Annotated in this window: 15 protein-coding genes; 9 read left to right on the top strand and 6 right to left on the bottom strand. The window is 71.7% G+C overall.

What is annotated here, in order from left to right:
• The first annotated feature begins 118 nt into the window (after nucleotides 1–118).
• Nucleotides 119–2,707: a bifunctional FO biosynthesis protein CofGH gene (locus IF19_RS0107500; protein ID WP_030276222.1), complete on the top strand. Its 2,589-nt coding sequence runs from the start codon at nucleotides 119–121 to the stop codon at nucleotides 2,705–2,707.
• Between the two features lie 45 nt (nucleotides 2,708–2,752).
• Here IF19_RS0107500 and IF19_RS0107495 read toward each other — a convergent pair whose 3' ends face one another.
• The 3 genes from IF19_RS0107495 to IF19_RS0107485 are packed head-to-tail and all read right to left on the bottom strand — an operon-like array spanning nucleotide 2,753 to nucleotide 5,893.
• Entirely contained in the window at nucleotides 2,753–3,268 is a 516-nt protein-coding gene (locus IF19_RS0107495; protein WP_030115652.1) for a hypothetical protein, read from the bottom strand.
• Nucleotides 3,265–5,412, bottom strand: a complete 2,148-nt coding sequence (locus IF19_RS0107490) for a hypothetical protein (protein WP_030115651.1) — start codon at nucleotides 5,410–5,412, stop codon at nucleotides 3,265–3,267. The genes IF19_RS0107495 and IF19_RS0107490 overlap by 4 nt, the downstream gene beginning before the upstream one ends.
• 52 nt (nucleotides 5,413–5,464) lie before the next feature.
• Nucleotides 5,465–5,893: a hypothetical protein gene (locus IF19_RS0107485; protein WP_030115650.1), complete on the bottom strand. Its 429-nt coding sequence runs from the start codon at nucleotides 5,891–5,893 to the stop codon at nucleotides 5,465–5,467.
• 149 nt (nucleotides 5,894–6,042) lie between these two features.
• Between IF19_RS0107485 and IF19_RS0107480 the strand changes: the two genes are divergently transcribed.
• From IF19_RS0107480 to IF19_RS0107470, 3 genes are all read left to right on the top strand, one after another.
• Nucleotides 6,043–6,717, top strand: coding sequence for a class I SAM-dependent methyltransferase (locus IF19_RS0107480; RefSeq protein WP_372340795.1), 675 nt, complete (start codon nucleotides 6,043–6,045; stop codon nucleotides 6,715–6,717).
• Between the two features lie 16 nt (nucleotides 6,718–6,733).
• The gene (locus IF19_RS0107475; protein ID WP_030115648.1) at nucleotides 6,734–7,015 is read left to right on the top strand and encodes a hypothetical protein; all 282 of its coding nucleotides are present in this window, start codon (nucleotides 6,734–6,736) and stop codon (nucleotides 7,013–7,015) included.
• A 336-nt stretch (nucleotides 7,016–7,351) separates the two neighbouring features.
• On the top strand, nucleotides 7,352–8,209 hold the full coding sequence (locus tag IF19_RS0107470; RefSeq protein ID WP_030115647.1) for an NPP1 family protein: 858 nt from the start codon (nucleotides 7,352–7,354) through the stop codon (nucleotides 8,207–8,209).
• A gap of 112 nt (nucleotides 8,210–8,321) precedes the next feature.
• Here the strand turns inward: IF19_RS0107470 and IF19_RS0107465 are convergent, their stop codons facing one another.
• From IF19_RS0107465 to IF19_RS0107455, 3 genes are all read right to left on the bottom strand, one after another.
• Complete coding sequence (locus IF19_RS0107465; RefSeq protein ID WP_050493714.1) at nucleotides 8,322–9,680, bottom strand: tetratricopeptide repeat protein; 1,359 nt, start codon at nucleotides 9,678–9,680, stop codon at nucleotides 8,322–8,324.
• A gap of 114 nt (nucleotides 9,681–9,794) precedes the next feature.
• Entirely contained in the window at nucleotides 9,795–10,556 is a 762-nt protein-coding gene (locus IF19_RS0107460) for a class I SAM-dependent methyltransferase (protein WP_030276220.1), read from the bottom strand.
• Between the two features lie 149 nt (nucleotides 10,557–10,705).
• Nucleotides 10,706–11,299, bottom strand: coding sequence for a hypothetical protein (locus IF19_RS0107455; RefSeq protein ID WP_106973598.1), 594 nt, complete (start codon nucleotides 11,297–11,299; stop codon nucleotides 10,706–10,708).
• 156 nt (nucleotides 11,300–11,455) lie between these two features.
• Between IF19_RS0107455 and IF19_RS0107450 the strand changes: the two genes are divergently transcribed.
• The 5 genes from IF19_RS0107450 (at nucleotide 11,456) to IF19_RS0107430 (ending at nucleotide 15,548) form a co-directional block, all read left to right on the top strand.
• Entirely contained in the window at nucleotides 11,456–11,587 is a 132-nt protein-coding gene (locus tag IF19_RS0107450; RefSeq protein WP_372340794.1) for a hypothetical protein, read from the top strand.
• 12 nt (nucleotides 11,588–11,599) lie between these two features.
• A complete protein-coding gene (locus tag IF19_RS0107445; protein ID WP_030276218.1) occupies nucleotides 11,600–14,005 on the top strand; it encodes a tetratricopeptide repeat protein in 2,406 nt (801 codons plus the stop codon).
• Between the two features lie 42 nt (nucleotides 14,006–14,047).
• Nucleotides 14,048–14,317 (top strand): ribbon-helix-helix domain-containing protein, encoded by a 270-nt coding sequence (locus IF19_RS0107440; RefSeq protein ID WP_030112188.1) that lies wholly within the window; start codon nucleotides 14,048–14,050, stop codon nucleotides 14,315–14,317.
• Entirely contained in the window at nucleotides 14,314–14,751 is a 438-nt protein-coding gene (locus IF19_RS0107435) for a type II toxin-antitoxin system VapC family toxin (RefSeq protein WP_030112187.1), read from the top strand. Before IF19_RS0107440 ends, IF19_RS0107435 begins: the two co-directional genes overlap by 4 nt.
• 179 nt (nucleotides 14,752–14,930) lie before the next feature.
• Nucleotides 14,931–15,548 carry an AAA family ATPase gene (locus tag IF19_RS0107430; protein ID WP_030115640.1) on the top strand — a complete coding sequence of 206 codons (618 nt, stop codon included), beginning with the start codon at nucleotides 14,931–14,933 and terminating at the stop codon, nucleotides 15,546–15,548.
• Nucleotides 15,549–15,662: the final 114 nt, after the last annotated feature.

The raw sequence follows: 15,662 nt of genomic DNA, 5'->3' as shown, positions 1-15,662 counted from the left end.
CCGGGCGGGTCGCCCAGGACCACCGGAACGAGCGGGCCGCACCGGAACGAGCAGGTCGGGGCCGGTCCGGACCCGACGCCCCGGTCCGCGGCGCGCGCCTCGCTCGTATGCTCGGTTCATGACCGATCCCGATCCTCAGAGCGGACGCCCGACCACCAACGCCATGCGACGCGCGCTCAAACGGGCCCGCGACGGCGTCGCCCTCGACGTGACCGAGGCCGCCGTCCTGCTCCAGGCGCGCGGCGACGATCTGACGGACCTCGCGGCCTCCGCCGCCCGGGTGCGGAACGCGGGCCTGGAGGCGGCGGGCCGGCCGGGGGTGATCACGTACTCGCGCAAGGTCTTCATCCCGCTCACCCGCCTCTGCCGCGACCGGTGCCACTACTGCACGTTCGTCACCGTGCCCGGCAAGCTCCGCCGCGCCGGGCACGGCATGTTCCTCTCGCCCGACGAGGTGCTGAAGATCGCCCGCGAGGGTGCGGCGATGGGCTGCAAGGAAGCGCTGTTCACGCTCGGCGACCGCCCCGAGGACCGCTGGCCCGAGGCGCGGGAGTGGCTGGAGGCGGAGGGGTACGACGACACCCTCGCGTACGTACGGGCCATGGCGATCCGGGTCCTGGAGGAGACGGGCCTGCTGCCCCACCTCAACCCGGGCGTCCTGACCTGGACCGACCTCCAGCGGCTGAAGCCGGTCGCCCCCTCGATGGGGATGATGCTGGAGACGACAGCGACCCGCCTGTGGTCCGAGCCCGGCGGCCCGCACCACGGTTCACCGGACAAGGAGCCGGCCGTGCGGCTGCGCGTGCTGGAGGACGCGGGACGTTCCAACGTGCCGTTCACCACCGGCATCCTGATCGGGATCGGGGAGTCCTACGAGGAGCGTGCCGATTCCCTCTTCGAGCTGCGGAAGACTGCCCGCGCCTACCACGGCATCCAGGAAGTCATCGTGCAGAACTTCCGCGCCAAGCCGGACACGGCGATGCGCGGGATGCCCGACGCCGAACTGGAGGAGCTGGCCGCCGCCATCGCGGTGGCCCGGCACATCCTCGGGCCGTCCGCCCGCATCCAGGCCCCGCCGAACCTGGTGGACGCCGAGTACGCGCTCCTCATCGGCGCGGGCATCGACGACTGGGGCGGCGTCTCCCCGCTCACCCCCGACCACGTGAACCCCGAGCGCCCCTGGCCGCACATCGACGAACTGGCCCGCAGGACGGCGGAATCGGGCTTCGAGCTCCGCGAACGGCTCACCATCTACCCGGAGTTCATCCAGCGCGGCGAGCCCTGGCTCGATCCCCGGCTCCTCCCGCACGTCCGCGCCCTGGCCGACCCGGAGACGGGCCTCGCCCGCGAAGGCGCGATCCCCGCCGGCCTGCCCTGGCAGGAGCCGGACGAGGGCTTCACCTCCACCGGCCGCACCGACCTGCACGCCACCATCGACACCGAGGGCCGCACCGGCGACCGCCGCGACGACTTCGACGTGGTGTACGGGGACTGGGAGGCGCTCCGCGAGGCGGCCGCCCCCGGCATGGTCCCCTCCCGCATCGACGCCGACGTACGCCAGGCGCTTGGCCAGGCCGCCGACGACCCGACGAAGCTCACCGACGACCAGGCCCTCGCCCTGCTCCACGCGGACGGCCCCGCCCTGGACGAACTGTGCCGGATCGCCGACGCGTTGCGGCGGGACGTGGTCGGGGACGACGTCACGTACATCGTCACGCGGAACATCAACTTCACCAACGTCTGCTACACCGGCTGCCGTTTCTGCGCCTTCGCCCAGCGCCGCACCGACGCCGACGCGTACACGCTCTCCCTGGACCAGGTCGCGGACCGGGCGGCACAGGCGTGGGACGTCGGCGCGGTCGAGGTCTGCATGCAGGGCGGCATCCACCCGGACCTGCCCGGGACGGCGTACTTCGACATCGCGCGGGCGGTGAAGGAACGCGTCCCCGGTATGCACGTCCACGCGTTCTCCCCGATGGAGGTCGTCAACGGGGCGACCCGTACCGGCATGTCGATCCGTGACTGGCTGACCGCCGCCAAGGAGGCCGGGCTCGACTCGATCCCCGGTACGGCGGCGGAGATCCTGGACGACGAGGTCCGCTGGGTCCTCACCAAGGGCAAACTGCCCACCGCAACCTGGCTGGAGGTCATCAGGACGGCGCACGAGGTGGGGCTGCGCTCGTCCTCCACGATGATGTACGGGCACGTCGACCAGCCCCGCCACTGGCTCGGCCACTTCCGTACGCTGGCCCGACTCCAGCAGGAGACGGGCGGGTTGACGGAGTTCGTCACCCTCCCCTTCATCCACACCAACGCCCCGGTCTACCTGGCCGGCATCGCCCGCCCGGGCCCGACGGACCGCGACAACCGGGCCGTCACCGCGATGGCGCGGCTCCTGCTCCATCCGCACATCACCAACATCCAGACGAGTTGGGTGAAGCTCGGCACGGAGGGTGCGGCGGAGATGCTCCGCTCGGGCGCGAACGACCTGGGCGGCACGTTGATGGAGGAGACCATCTCCCGTATGGCCGGGTCGAGTTACGGCTCGTACCGCTCGATCCAGGGCCTGAAGGCCATCGCCGACCTGGCGGGCCGCCCGTCCCGCCCCCGTACGACGCTCTACGGCGAGGTCCCGGCCGAACGGGTCGCGGCGGCCACGGCGTCGGACGGGCACCTGCCGGAGCTGCTGCCGGTGCTGCCGAACTGAGGGAGGGGGAGGGGCCGGGGGCTTCGCCTTCCGCCCCCTCCCCGCTCAGCAGCCCATGGCGGCGAGCCCGGTCGGCAGGTACGACCTGACGAACCGCTCGATGGCGTCGCTGTGGTCGCCCTCGGCGTTCGGCAGCTCCAGGTCGAGGATGTAGTTCCTTCCGGCCTTCGGGCACGGGGCCATCACCACGGACCGGGTGTGGGAGACCACGGCGTTGTCGCTGACATCCGAGGCCCGGAGCTGGTCGAAGCCCCCGAGCCTGCCGCTCTTGGCGTCCGCCGACACGTCGAACTTCCGTTGCCCGGAATGCTCGGTGAAGGCGAGTTGCGTCAGGCCGTCGACGTAGATCTGGCAGGAGAACGACTTGTCGGACACCCATGGCTCGTCGCTCAGCTCCGCGCCGCTGGGCAAGAGGGCTCCCAGCTCGTCCTTGCTGACGTCCCGGTCGCAGGCCTTACTGGGGACGGTGTACTCCTGCGGATCGCCGCATGCCGCGACGCCGGTGAGGAGGAGGACGGCGAGGGAGAGGCGGGCGGCGGAGGCCCGCGGCTTTCCGGTCATGATGATCCCACCATTCCGTTGGCGCTCTTGTTCCCGTTCAGGGCGGCGAGCGAGATGTCCATCTGCCTCAGGTACTCATCGCCGTCCGCCGAGAGCTTGTGGCCCGGGTTGACGCGGCTCCACTCCTCGCCGAGAGCGGTGAGGTACGCCTGACGGCTCTGGAAGTTCTCACTCTTGTCGATGGCGAGTTCGTCGTCGATGCGCGCCTGCTCCTCCATCTGCCAGGCGTAGGCCCCGGCATCCACACCGCGCTGCAACGCGTCTCCCACCACCGGGACGAAGTTCACCACGCCGCCCGCGCCGTGGTACGCCCACTTGGCCGGCCAGGACGGATCGTCCTTGTCCGTGTCCAGGGCGTGGTAGCGCGCCGACTCCATGAACCCGACCGTCTGACCGGCTCGCAGCAGCTCCTCCTTCGGGTCGCCTTCGTGCGGAGCGTGCATGTCGGCGATGATCGCCTGGTTCACCCCCTCCATGAGCAGGCCGTAGGCGTCCTGGTCCCGGGACACCTGCTTCGACACCTGGAGGAGATCCTTGTAGTCGAGCGCGCTGTCTCCCGAGTTCAGCGAGCTGGCCGACTGGTGCACCTTGTCGCCGTGGTTGGCGAGCAGGGCGGCCATGTCGTCGCGGAGTTCGGGCGGGAAGTCGTCCTTCTTGCCGGCCAGCAGGCCCAGGGACTTGTCCAGGACCTCCCGCTGTTCGGGCGTGCGGTCGTAATCGGTGACCACGGCGGGCACATCGGGGTTCAGGCCGGTGCCGGCGGCCAGCAGAGCCTTGCCGAGGGCGTCCCGCGACTGCATGGTGCCGTCACCCTCGCCGAAGGGATCGTCCTCGTCGTAGAACTCCCGCTCGGAGAGCAGGTAGTCGGCCATCGTCCTCGTCGGTGCGTTCGGATCGCCGCTGTCGTCGGGGAGTCGCTTGAGGAACAGGTCCGTCGCGAAGTCCGGGTTGTGCGACACGGCCTTGAGGTAGCCCGCCATGGGGTCGCTGCCCGGGGTGCCGCCCTCCCCCGTGTAGTCGAGCTGGGCCGCGATGCCGGGGTTGCCCCAGACGGCCGCCGGGTTGAACTGACTGCCCTTGGACTGCTCGAACGTGCGTATCGCGCTGCCGTAGTCGTCGAGGAAGCCGCTGTCGAACTTGCCCTTGACCATGAGGTTGCTCATGATCTGGAAGCCGTACGGCTTCACCATGATGCCCTCGTGGCCGAACTGCTTGCCGCCCGAGGCGATGATCTCCCTCTTCCAGGTGTCCATCGCCGGGCTGTCCACATGGGACGCGGTCGCCAGGGACATGCTGAGGTTCTGCTGGAGCCGGCCGAGGATCTTGGCCCGCTCGCCCTCGGGGGTCTTCCCCTGCCCCGGGTCGGCGATGTCCCGCCAGAACTGCAGGGTGCCGTCAGCGCCCAGTGTGGTGGCGAACCGCTCGCTGAAGCCCGGGTTGTCGCGCTGGGAGATCAGCGTCTCGTTGAAGCGCTCGATCTCCTCGGCGCTCCACTCCGAGGGGTCGCTCTCCTTCACTCTCCTCGCCCAGTAGTCGGCGTCGGCCTTGCCCTGCCGGTCGTCGGCCTCCTTGATCCCGCCGGGGCCGTCGCCGGTGAAGTCGTGCTTGTTCCTGGCGAGGGCGCGCAGGGCGCGGGCCGCGATGCGGTCGGTCTCGCTCGCCTCCCGAAGGACCCGCTTCACCCGGCTCTCCGCGACGGCGAGTTCCTCGTCGCTGGGGGTGGGGATGTCCCCGCTGCCCGCTGCCGCACCCGAGGGCACGGAGGCCACGGCCCCGCCCTTGGCGTTGATGTAGATGTTCCGCTTGGCGACGTCGTCGATGACCGTGCGCAGGTCGGCCTTGTGCCTCTTGAACGCCGCGCCGGCGTCGCGCAGGATGCCGAGCACGCTCGTGGCCTGACCGGCCACGTCCTGGAACTCGGCGGCGGTCTTGGTGACGAAGTCCCTGGTGACGCCTGCGTTGACGCCGCTCCAGTCGGCGGCGGTCGCCTCCGCCCGGAGCCGCTGGGCGTTCACCCCGCCCCCCTCGCCGGTGGAGAGCGTCTTGAGACGCTTGGACATGGTCTCCCAGTCCGTGACCGCGGTGTCGAGGGTGCCCAGCCGCAGATCCGTCAGTTCCTGCGCGGTCATTGTCTCGGTTGCCATGTGGTGCCCAGTCCCCGTGCGCTGTTCGCGAGTTCTTCCCCATTCGCGAAAGTTACTTTATGTAATCGTCGATCTTCGAAACCGGCATGCTCGTCGCGACCTTCACCTGATCCTTGGCGTGCTGGGCGCGGGTGTAGTCGAAGTGGTTGGAGATGTGCGCGCAGGCGTCCTTGAGCGTCTTCGTCTGGCTGTTCCACGCGTCGTGCAGCTCAGTCAGGGCCGCGCCCATGTCGAGTCCGTCGTTGAACAGATCGACCGACGCCGTGAACGTGCTGGGGCGGGCGTGGTCGCTGTCGACACCGAACTTCTGGCGCAGCTCGTACGCGGTGTCGCCCATCTTGCCCAGTTCGTCGTCATGGACGATCAGATCGCCGTTGCCCGCGCTGCCGCCTCCGGCAGGCGCCGCCTCGTTGAGCCGCATAGAGGCGTGATTCCTCGCCGCCGCTTCGCTTTTGAGCTGTTCCCACTCGTCCCAGGCCATGAACCGAACCGTCCCCCGCGCGTGACCGACTGTGAAGGCTTCGCCGTGCACGTTAGCAACTTGCCCGCCGTGTGAGCGCTTCGGAGGGTGATCAACACAACTCGGTCACACCTGTGGTCGGCTGCCGCGAGTCGACGTACGGTCGCGGGGTGATCGAACTCCCCTCGCACCTGGATGCGGTCCGGCAGTCGTACGACGCCGTCGCCGCCGACTACGCCCGGACCGTGGAGGGTCCCGCCGTCGCACTGGACCCCCTGTCGCGCGCCGTCCTGGGGGCCTTCGCCGAACTCGTCACGTCGGCGGGGATCGGGCCTGCGGCGGATGTGGGGTGCGGGCCGGGCAAGGTGACCGCGTACCTGTCCGGGCTCGGCGTCCCGGTCTTCGGGGTCGACCTGTCGCCGAGGATGGTCGAGCTGGCCCGCGCCGCCCACCCGGAGCTGCGGTTCGACGTCGGGCCGATGTCCGCGCTGGCCGCGGGCGACGGCGAACTCGGCGGCGTCCTGGCGTTCTACTCCACGCACCACCTGCCCCCGGACGAACTTCCGGCGGTGTACGGGGAGTTCCTGCGGGCACTCGCACCCGGCGGGCATCTGCTCCTGGTCACCCGCGTCGGCGACGAGGGGCACCAGCACCGCAGGTACGGATACGGCGGCGACTCCGCCCCGTTCGACAGCTATCGGCTGCCCGAGGACCGGATCGCCGAGCTGCTGGAGCGGGCGGGTTTCGCGATCGCGGCACGCACCCTGCAGACGCCCGAGGAGGGCGCGAAGCGTCCGGTGGCCGGCTTCCTGGCCCGGAAACCGGCCACCGCCGCGACTACCTGAAGAGGAGCAACCCGACATGCTCGACAAGGAGCAGGCCGAGCGCAGAGCGGCGGAGTTCCTCGCGGGCGAGAGCCGGTCCTGGGGACAGTCCTCTTCGGTCCGGATCATCCCCGAGTACTGCTTCGTCGACGGGGAGCAGTTCATCGCCCCCTACGACCACATCGACTATCTCGACAACGGACACGAAGGCATGCAGCTCGGCGGAAACCTGCCGGTGGCGGTCCACCTGGTCACCGGCGCCTGCCGCTTCATCGACTGGGAAGAGGCGGACGCCTTCATGGCACGCGATCTGCTCTGAACGCCCGTCACGCCCAGCGGTCCGAGCGGGCCTCGCCGCCCCCCCCGGCGAAGCCCGCTCCCCCTCCCGCCGGAGAGCACGTCACTGTCCGACACCCCCCCGCCAACCCGCCGGCTCGATCATGCGTCCTCCGTCGAGCCTCACGCCGAGTCCTCTTCCGCCATGGGACTGTCGGCCCACGCTGCCTTCGCTCCTTGGTCGTCTGCTGGGCCGGCAGTGGTCACGTGTCACCGGACGGAGCGGGAACGGCCCGTCGTTTCGTTCTGTCATGACCCGGGCAACTCGTGGGCGAGTCACTCCTGCCGTGACGTGCTGCTGAGTAAGGAGCGATACATCATGCGAACCTCGCCCATGCCGGACATGCCCCGCCAGGACCGTAGTGGTGCGCACGCGAATCCGTCCTGCTCTCTTCCCGTACGCGCCCGTCGAGTCGGCCGCGCCGCCGCCGTCCTCGCCGCCGCCGGGCTCCTCGTGCTCGGCGCCTCGTCCACCGCCCACGCCGATCCGCCGGGCAGCCTCCCGCAGAACGCCGGAGGGTACGAGCAGACCTTCTCTCCGGCCTACGACTACGACGGGGACGGCTGCTACGCCACCCCCGCCATCGGCCCGGACGGCACCCTCGCGCCCGGGTTGAAGACGACCGGCGCGATCAACGGCAGTTGCCGGGACCGTTGGGACCTGGACAACTCCCAGACGTACGCCCGCTCCCTGTGCAACAACGGCTGGTGCGGCATCGTCTACGCGAGCTACTTCGAGAAGGACCAGGCCGTCCACGGCAGCGGACTCGGCGGCCACCGCCACGACTTCGAGCATGTGATCTCGTGGGTCAACCAGGCGTCCAACCAGGTGGACCACGTTTCGACGACCCAGCACAGCACCGTCAAGACCTACCCGCGCTCGCAGGTGCGGTTCGAAGGCACGCATCCGAAGGCCGTCTACCACAAGGACGGGCCGAGCACGCACTTCTTCCGGCTCGCCAACGGCAACGACGAGCCGCCGGAGAACCACTACGGCACCTGGCGCTACCCCCCGATCGTCGACTGGAACGGTTTCCCCAGCGCCGGGTTGCGCGACAAGCTCATGAACGCCGACTTCGGCGCCGCGACCATCAAGGTCACCGACAAGGACAACCGCTTCCGGAACCTGCTGAACAACGCCAAGCCCGCCGGCATCCCCTTCGACCCCTGGGCCTGACGCGGAAGTTCACCACGCCAGCCCGGTGCGTCCCCGGCAGCCGCGCGACGCCGTGGCCCGCCCCTGTCCCCGGCGGGCCCGGCGCCCACGGTCGCTGTACCGGCCCCGGCGGTCAGAAGGGTGATGCGTCGGAGTGGGTGAGCTCCGGGGCGGGCGGGGTCGGTCCGCCCCTCGGCTGCTGGAGGAGTCGTACCGCGTCCTGGACGAGGCCGAGATCGATGAGGCGTTCGGCACGGAGGGAGCTGTTGAACTTCGGGTGCTGTTCGAGGACCGCGGCGGCTTCCTCGGCGCGGCCCGCTCCGGCGAGCAGGTCGGACACGGCCCAGGCCGCATAGCAGGTGTCGCCGTCGGGATGTGCCCGTGCTGCCTCGATCGCTTCGTCGAGGAGGCCGCAGTCGGCCATGAGCGGGAGCCGCATCTGGAAGAGCGCCCAGTCCTCCTTGCCGTCGCTCCGCGTCTTGATGGCATCGAGATGAGTCAGACCCTCCCGGGACCGGCCGTGGTCGGCGTACAGGGTGCAGAGAAGGTGGACGATCCAGTCCTCCGGATCGTGTTCGGTGTGCAGACGCAACACCTCGATCGCCTGGTCACTCCGTCCGTGCCGGACCAGGAGCGCGGACAGCTCTCCCACCACATGCCACATGCCGGACGGCGTGGCGCCGAACGTACGGTACGCGGCGATCGCGCCGTCGATGTCACCGCGTTCCTCCAGCACTTCGGCGAGGCGCTGCACGGCGTGCCCGTGGTGTTCGCACGCCGCGTACGCGCGGAGTTCCGTGATCCTGTCGTGCCTGGCCAGCAGGTCGGCCAGTTGGTCGCGGCCGTTGACGGAAGTGGTCTCGCGCCTGTGCAGCAGGGCTATCGCCTCATCGATGCGGCCCTGGCGCTCCCTGATCGTGGCGAGCAGGTCGACCGCGTTGGACGGTTCCCTACGGAGGTTGCCGCAGTCGGGATCGTCGCACGCGGGGGCCGCCCCTTCGACGCGCGCTTCCAGCAGGGCCGCCGCTTCCTCGTCCATGCCCGCCGCTTCGGCGACGTCGACCAGACATTCGGCGAGGAACCAGTCCTGGATCCCCGCGCGCAGGAGCGAAAACGCCTCGGCGCCGCGACCGTGCCGGGCCAGCAGGCGCGCGAAGAAGACCAGAGCCGACCGGTCACCGGCCTCCGCGTATGGGCGGGACAGCGCGATCGCCTCTGCGGCCCGGCCCCAGTCCTCCAGCAGTTCCGCCTGGCCTCGGGCCGCCGGCCACCAGTGCGTGGCGACATACGGAGCGAGCACTTCCAACGCCCGCTCGCGTCGGCCCCGACGCCCGAGCAGCCGCGCCCACTCCAGTGCGCAGAACCACTCCCCGCGTCCGGCCTGGAGCTCCACCTCGCGCTCATGACCGCGTTCGAGCAGCCGCGCCACCAGCCGTGGGGGAACGCAGCCCGTCAACGTTCGGGCGCGGTCATCAAGATCGTCAGCGTCCATGGCTGCGAACCTTAGCCCCAGCCGCCGACACGCCACACGCCGGAGCCATGGGCGTGCGGAGGATGCGCCGACGGGTCAGGGGGAGGCCACTGTCGCGCCGGCGAGGGAGTGCCGTCACCGCTCGGCGTGCGGAGCCTTCGGTTTGTGGGTGACCCAGAGCAGCTCCGCCGGCCAGCGGTGCGCCCAGTCGGGCGGGTCGGTCTCGTTGTAGCCGTTGAGGGTTCCGCGTTCGGGGCGCGGCTCGATGAGGTCGTCGATGACCAGACCCGCGCCGCGCAGGACCCTGACCCAATCACCGTAGGTGAGTTGGTAGCTGGTCGCGCCGTCGCCCTCGGCGATGGCGGCCAGCCCGAAGTAGTCCTGCCGCAGCGTCGTGGTCACCCGGCCGGCGGGTTCGTCGTAGCACGCCTCGAACCAGGGGCTGGCGACGTTGAAGACGAGCCGCCCGCCCGGCCGCAGGACGCGTGCGGCTTGAGGGACGGCCAGGTGCGGGGGCGCCCAGCTGAGTCCGCCGAAGTCGCAGAACACCAGGTCGAAGCTGGCGGTGGCGAAGGGGAGTTGTTCAGCGGCGCCCTGCACCAGCGGGTAGCGGCTCGCTCCCATCGCGGTGGCTGCTGCCGCGAGTTGGGTCTCCGCCAGGTCGAACCCCACCACGTCGGCGCCCTCGGCGGCGAGGGCCCTGGACCACTGGCCGGCGCCGCAGCCGAGTTCGAGGACGCGCTTGCCGACGACGTCGCCCAGGGCGCGCAGGTGCGTGTCGGGGATGGAGTACATGCCCCACAGCCGGGGTGCGGCGCCGATGCGAGGGTCGTGCTCGTGCTGGTAGTCACCGCTGATCTTGTTCCAGAGCCGCCGATTCGCGGGGATGCTGTCCACCTGCCGACTTCAGCACCGGCCGCCGGGACCGGTCAACACGGTTCTCGTGCCGGTCGGTCCTCGTCGTGGTCGATCCTCGTGCCGGTCGGTCCTCGCATCCGGCCCGACGCGGAACGGCCCCGGCGGCCCACGCATGCGCGGGCCGCCGCCTATCCCACGGAGAGTTCGAAGTACGCGGTCTCCCGGTATCCGGAGTGCGGGGGTGTGACCTCGACCGTGACCGGAGCCCCCTTACGGCTCGGCTCGACCAGGGCCGGCACGACGCGGCTCTCGCCCTCGGGGAGAACCGGCGCGAGGGCGTCCTCGGACTGTTCCGAGTTCACCCAGGAGGTGCTGTAGTCCGACGTGTCGTCCTCGTCCGCCGCGCCGCCCCTGACGGCGAGCGGACGGTCGAGCGAGGTGCGGCCGAGGTGGAGCTCGCCGTCGGTGTCGTTCTCGTACGTCACGGTCAGCCGGTAGACGCCGTCGCCCTCGGGCCGGGCAGCGCTGACGGTGACCCACAACCCGTCCTCGTACCGGGCCGTCATCCCTGCGCCGAGCGGCTGCGACGAACTGCCCTCCGGGCCGGGCTGTTCCATCTGCCCGTCCCCGTCGAGCCCCTTCTCGAAGTCGCTCAGCCCGGCCGCCGCGAGCGCGATCAGCACGACAGCGACGACCATCGCGATCGCGCAGCCGTAGAAGCCGCGTGAGCTTGGGGCGGGGTCTGTGTCCGCCGGGGCGGAGGTCGTCGCTTCCGTGTCCATGCGGCTCACGCTAGACAGGGGGCGGGGTGGGGGCATGAGCGCCGGTACTCAGGTCAGCGGCGCGACAACGAAGGCCAGCGCCACGAGGGGCGGCGTCCCGGAGGCTCGCGTCCCGCCCGGAGGGCATGCGAGCGTCGTGCTGAAGGGGCCCGGGAGGTGCCGGCGGACGAGGCCGCCGGGGAGGTCGCCGTACGGTTCGCGTTGACGCAGGCCGTTCTGTCCCCGGGCGAGGTGCTGGCCGTCGCGCGCAGTCGGGGGCAGCGGCTGCCGGACGGGACCGGGCGCTGACAGACTGGCCCCATGCCGCCGACCAGTCCCCGCCGCCTCTCCCTCCAGCAGATCATCGAAGGGCAGCGGCGCGCCGCGTTCGTCGGCAGGCAAGCCGAACTCGACCTGTACCGGCGCAACTTCACCATCCCGCCGGAGGACCCGCGCCATCGGTTCGTCTTCCACGTACGGGGCAATGCCGGTGTCGGCAAGACCTCACTCGTACGCGAATGGCGTGACGCGGCAGCCGAGTTCGGGGCCGTCACCGCGTCGGTCGACGAGAGCGCCGACTCCGTGCCGGACGTACTCGCCGCTTTCGCCGAGCAGTTCGCCGAGCAGGGATACCCGCTCAAGGCGCTCGACCGGCTCCTCGCCGTCCACCGGCGCGCCGTCCACGAGGCGGCCGGGCGGCTCACGGCCGACAACGAGGCGGAGCCCGGCGCGCCCTCGGCCGGAGCGCTCGCCGCCGCGCAGGCCGGGCTGATCGCGGCCGGCGCGATACCGGTCGTCGGAGCGCTCGCGGGCGGTATCGACCCGGCGGTCCTGGCCCGGGGCGCGGGTGGGCTGCGGGCGGTGTTCGGCGGGCGGGCCCGGCAGCAGCAGGAGGAGGCCCGGCTGCTGGCCGAACCGCTGCGGGCCCTCACCCCGGTGTTCGTCGCCGAGATCGACCGGGTCGCGGACACGGTTCCCTGGATCGCCCTGTTCCTGGACACCTACGAGCGCACCGCACCCCAACTCGACCGGTGGGTCTCGGACGTGATCACCGCCGGACGGTACGGGGACCTGCCCGCCAACCTCGTCCTGACCCTGGCCGGGCAGCGACGCCTGGACCCGGTGCACTGGGGCGACCGGGGCCGCCTGGTCGCGGACGTGCCGCTCGCCCCGTTCACCGAGGCCGAGTCGCGCCAACTCCTGCACGGACGCGGGGTGGTGGCGGAGACCGTCGTACGGGAGGTGCTGCGGCTCTCCGGCGGGCTGCCGGTCCTGGTGTCCACGCTCGCCGCCAACCCCGGTGCGGCCGGGGAGGCGAACGCCACCGCCGTCGAACGGTTCCTGGCCGGTGAGAGCGACCCGGTCCGGCGGGCGGCGGCGCTCGCCTGCGCCGTGCCCCGCCGGTTCGACGAGGACCTGGTCGCCGTCGCCGTGGCGGCGCCCGAGGACGGCTCGTACCCCGTGCCGGAGCTGTACGGCTGGCTGCACGAGCTGCCGTTCGTCGCCGAACGCCACTCCGGGCACTCCCGCTACCACGCCGTGGTCCGGGCCCCGATGCTCCGCCTCCAGCGGACCGGTTCGCCGCGCCGCTGGAAGGCGGCGCACGACCGCCTCGCCGACGCCTTCGTCGCCCGCCGGGACGCGGCGGGCGAGGGGATCGACCCGGAACGGCTCTGGGCCGAGCAGCCCTGGCGCCGGGCCGCCCTCGAAGTGCTCTACCACCGGCTCTGCGCCCGCCCGCGCGCCGCGCTGCCCGAGGCCCTGCGCGCCGGGATCTCCCTGTGCGAACAGCGGCCGTCCCGTACCCGGCACTGGGCCCGGATCATCGCGGAGGCGGGCGAGGACGCCGACAGCGCACTCCTGCGCGAGTGGGGCCGCGACCTGCTCGCCGCCATAACGGACCACGGCCCCCGCCCCACCGCCGTGCTCGGCCTCCTGCTCACCCGGGCCGAGCTGACCGACCGGGACAGGGCGGCCGCCCTCGTGGTGCGGGCCTGGGACCGCTTCCGGGCCGGGGAGTTGGACGCCGCGCTCTCTGACCACGGGCGGGCCGTCGCCGTCGACCCGCGCAGCGAACGCGCCCACCAGGGCCGGGCGGTGATCCTGCGGTCGCTCGGCCGGTACGAGGAGGCGCTCGCGGATCTGGACCGGGCGGAGGAGATCGCGCCCGCGTGGGCCTGGGCGGTGCGCGAGCGAGGGGAGACGTACCGGCGGATGGGGCGGTTGGAGGAGGCCCTGGCCGTCCTGGACCGGGCGCACGCCCTGGACCCGTCCGACGCGGTCCCGCTGGGCAGCCGAGGCCTGGTCCGCCACGGACTCGGCCGCCACGAGGACGCGCTCGACGACTTCGACCGGGCGATCGCGCTGTGGCCGGAGTACGCGTGGGCGCTGGTGCGGCGGGCCCGGGTGCGTACCGCTCTGGGCGACCCGGTGGGCGCCCTCGCCGACCTGGACCGGGCCGAGGAGCTGGCCCCCGGGCGGCCGGGCACGGAGGGGGAGCGGGGCGAGGTGTACCGGGCGGCGGGCCGGCACGAGGAGGCCGTCGCCTGCTACGACCGGGCCCTCGCCCTGGACCCCGGGTACGCCTGGGCGCACGGCAGCCGCGCCCTCGCCCTGGAGGCCCTGGACCGCCCGGCCGAGGCCCGCGCGGACCTGGACCGGGCGCTGGAACTGGACCCGGGCTACGCGTGGGCCCGGGAGCAGCGGGAGCGGTTGGGGCCGCTCTGACGACACCCTGCACATCCGGTACAGGACCTGTACCATGGCTATATGGCGCTGAAACGGACCAATGTGTACGCGGACGACGAGGATCTCGCTCTGATCAAGGAGGCCGCCGCACGCCTGGGCGTGTCCGAGGCGGAGCTGATCAGGGAGGGCATCCACCGGATCGCCCTCGCTCAGCGCGTCTGGGACGAGCCGATCGTCACTGACGACGAGACGTTCGATCTGGGCGGGCCCGTCACGCGTGATGACGTGCGGGGTGCCATGGACCGAGCGCTCGGGCCGGGCGAGTCGCGCGGGCGGGGACACGCTGCGTGATCGTCATTGCCGATACGTCCGGACTGCTGGCTCTGTTCAACAGCGGTGACCCGGCCCACCCGGCAGTGCGCCAAGCCGCTGGGAAGTGCGGACTACTGGTGGCCAGTCCCCTCGCGCTCACCGAGGTGCACCACGTGGCGACGTCCCGTGCAGGTCGCCGTGCGGCTGACCACATCCTGCGCTCGATCACGGGGCTCGTCAGGTCGCGCCGGATCGTGCTGGAGCCGCCGACGGCGGAGATCCTGGATGCGGCCCTCACCGTCCGGGCGCGCTACGCGTCTCTGAACCTCGATCTCGTGGACGCGGTCAACGTGGCCCTGGCGGCGGAGTACGACACGGACACCGTGCTGACCCGAGACATCCGGGACTTTCGTGCGCTGAGGCCCCTTGCCGGTCGCTACACGCACTTCAGAATCCTGCCGGACGATTTCTGAACCCCCGGCCCGGGTACGCCTGGGCCCACGGCAGCCGCGCCCTCGCCCTGGAGGCCCTGGACCGCCCGGCCGAGGCCCGCGCGGACCTGGACCGGGCACTGGAACTGGACCCGGGCTACGCGTGGGCCCGGGAGCAGCGGGAGCGGTTGGGGGCCACGGGGGAGTCGTAGGGTCGGGGGATGCGCGATGTGCGGGTGGTGCTGATCGGCGGAACCTCGAACACCGGCAAGTCGACCGTCGCCGGAAGGCTGGCGGAACGGCTCGGGTTCGAGCACCGGTCCACGGACGGCTTGGCCCGCCACCCGGGACGGCCCTGGCGGACCCCGGAGCACGAGGTCCCGCCCCATGTCGCCGAGCACTACGCGACCTCGGCCCCCGACGAACTCCTCGCCTCCGTCCTCGCCCACTACGAACGGCTCTGGCCGCGTATCGAGGGACTGATCACCGACCGTGCGCGCCCCGGTTCGGCGGGCCTGGTCCTGGAGGGTTCCGCGCTCCTGCCCGAGCGAGTCGCACGGCTCACGGTCCCCCGTACGGCCGCCGTGTGGCTGACCGCCGACGACGCCGTCCTGCGGGACCGGGTGCGGACGGCGGGGCGCTACGCCCGCGCCTCGGAGGAGGAACGGCTGCTCATGGACCGCTTCCTGGCCCGGACCCACCGCTTCCAGACGCGGACGGTGGAGGCGGTCGAGTCGCTGGGGCTGGCCCGCCTCGACGTCGGCGGCGGACGTACGGTCGAGGAACTGGCCGACGCCGTGATGGCCACCGCGGCACGCCCGAACCGGTCCGGCGGCTGACCTTCCCGCCGGCCGCCCCGGTCAAAAACGACCTGCGGGACGTCCGTCGACATACCCGTACGTACCCCGGTCCGCCCCCTCTGCCGTCCGTTCCCGTTCGATTACAGTGCTTGC

This window comes from Streptomyces californicus (assembly GCF_000717645.1).
GTDB classification, from domain to species: Bacteria; Actinomycetota; Actinomycetes; order Streptomycetales; family Streptomycetaceae; genus Streptomyces; species Streptomyces californicus.
This window is presented reverse-complemented; position numbering and strand designations above follow the sequence as displayed.

What these genes read in the sequence shown, in the direction of transcription:
- IF19_RS0107500 (WP_030276222.1), top strand. Translation starts at nt 119, where the DNA reads ATGACCGATCCCGATCCTCAGAGCGGACGCCCGACCACCAACGCCATG.
- IF19_RS0107490 (WP_030115651.1), bottom strand. Translation starts at nt 5,412, where the DNA reads ATGGCAACCGAGACAATGACCGCGCAGGAACTGACGGATCTGCGGCTG.
- IF19_RS0107475 (WP_030115648.1), top strand. Translation starts at nt 6,734, where the DNA reads ATGCTCGACAAGGAGCAGGCCGAGCGCAGAGCGGCGGAGTTCCTCGCG.
- IF19_RS0107470 (WP_030115647.1), top strand. Translation starts at nt 7,352, where the DNA reads ATGCGAACCTCGCCCATGCCGGACATGCCCCGCCAGGACCGTAGTGGT.
- IF19_RS0107485 (WP_030115650.1), bottom strand. Translation starts at nt 5,893, where the DNA reads ATGGCCTGGGACGAGTGGGAACAGCTCAAAAGCGAAGCGGCGGCGAGG.
- IF19_RS0107495 (WP_030115652.1), bottom strand. Translation starts at nt 3,268, where the DNA reads ATGACCGGAAAGCCGCGGGCCTCCGCCGCCCGCCTCTCCCTCGCCGTC.
- IF19_RS0107440 (WP_030112188.1), top strand. Translation starts at nt 14,048, where the DNA reads ATGGCGCTGAAACGGACCAATGTGTACGCGGACGACGAGGATCTCGCT.
- IF19_RS0107455 (WP_106973598.1), bottom strand. Translation starts at nt 11,299, where the DNA reads ATGGACACGGAAGCGACGACCTCCGCCCCGGCGGACACAGACCCCGCC.
- IF19_RS0107465 (WP_050493714.1), bottom strand. Translation starts at nt 9,680, where the DNA reads ATGGACGCTGACGATCTTGATGACCGCGCCCGAACGTTGACGGGCTGC.
- IF19_RS0107430 (WP_030115640.1), top strand. Translation starts at nt 14,931, where the DNA reads ATGCGCGATGTGCGGGTGGTGCTGATCGGCGGAACCTCGAACACCGGC.
- IF19_RS0107445 (WP_030276218.1), top strand. Translation starts at nt 11,600, where the DNA reads ATGCCGCCGACCAGTCCCCGCCGCCTCTCCCTCCAGCAGATCATCGAA.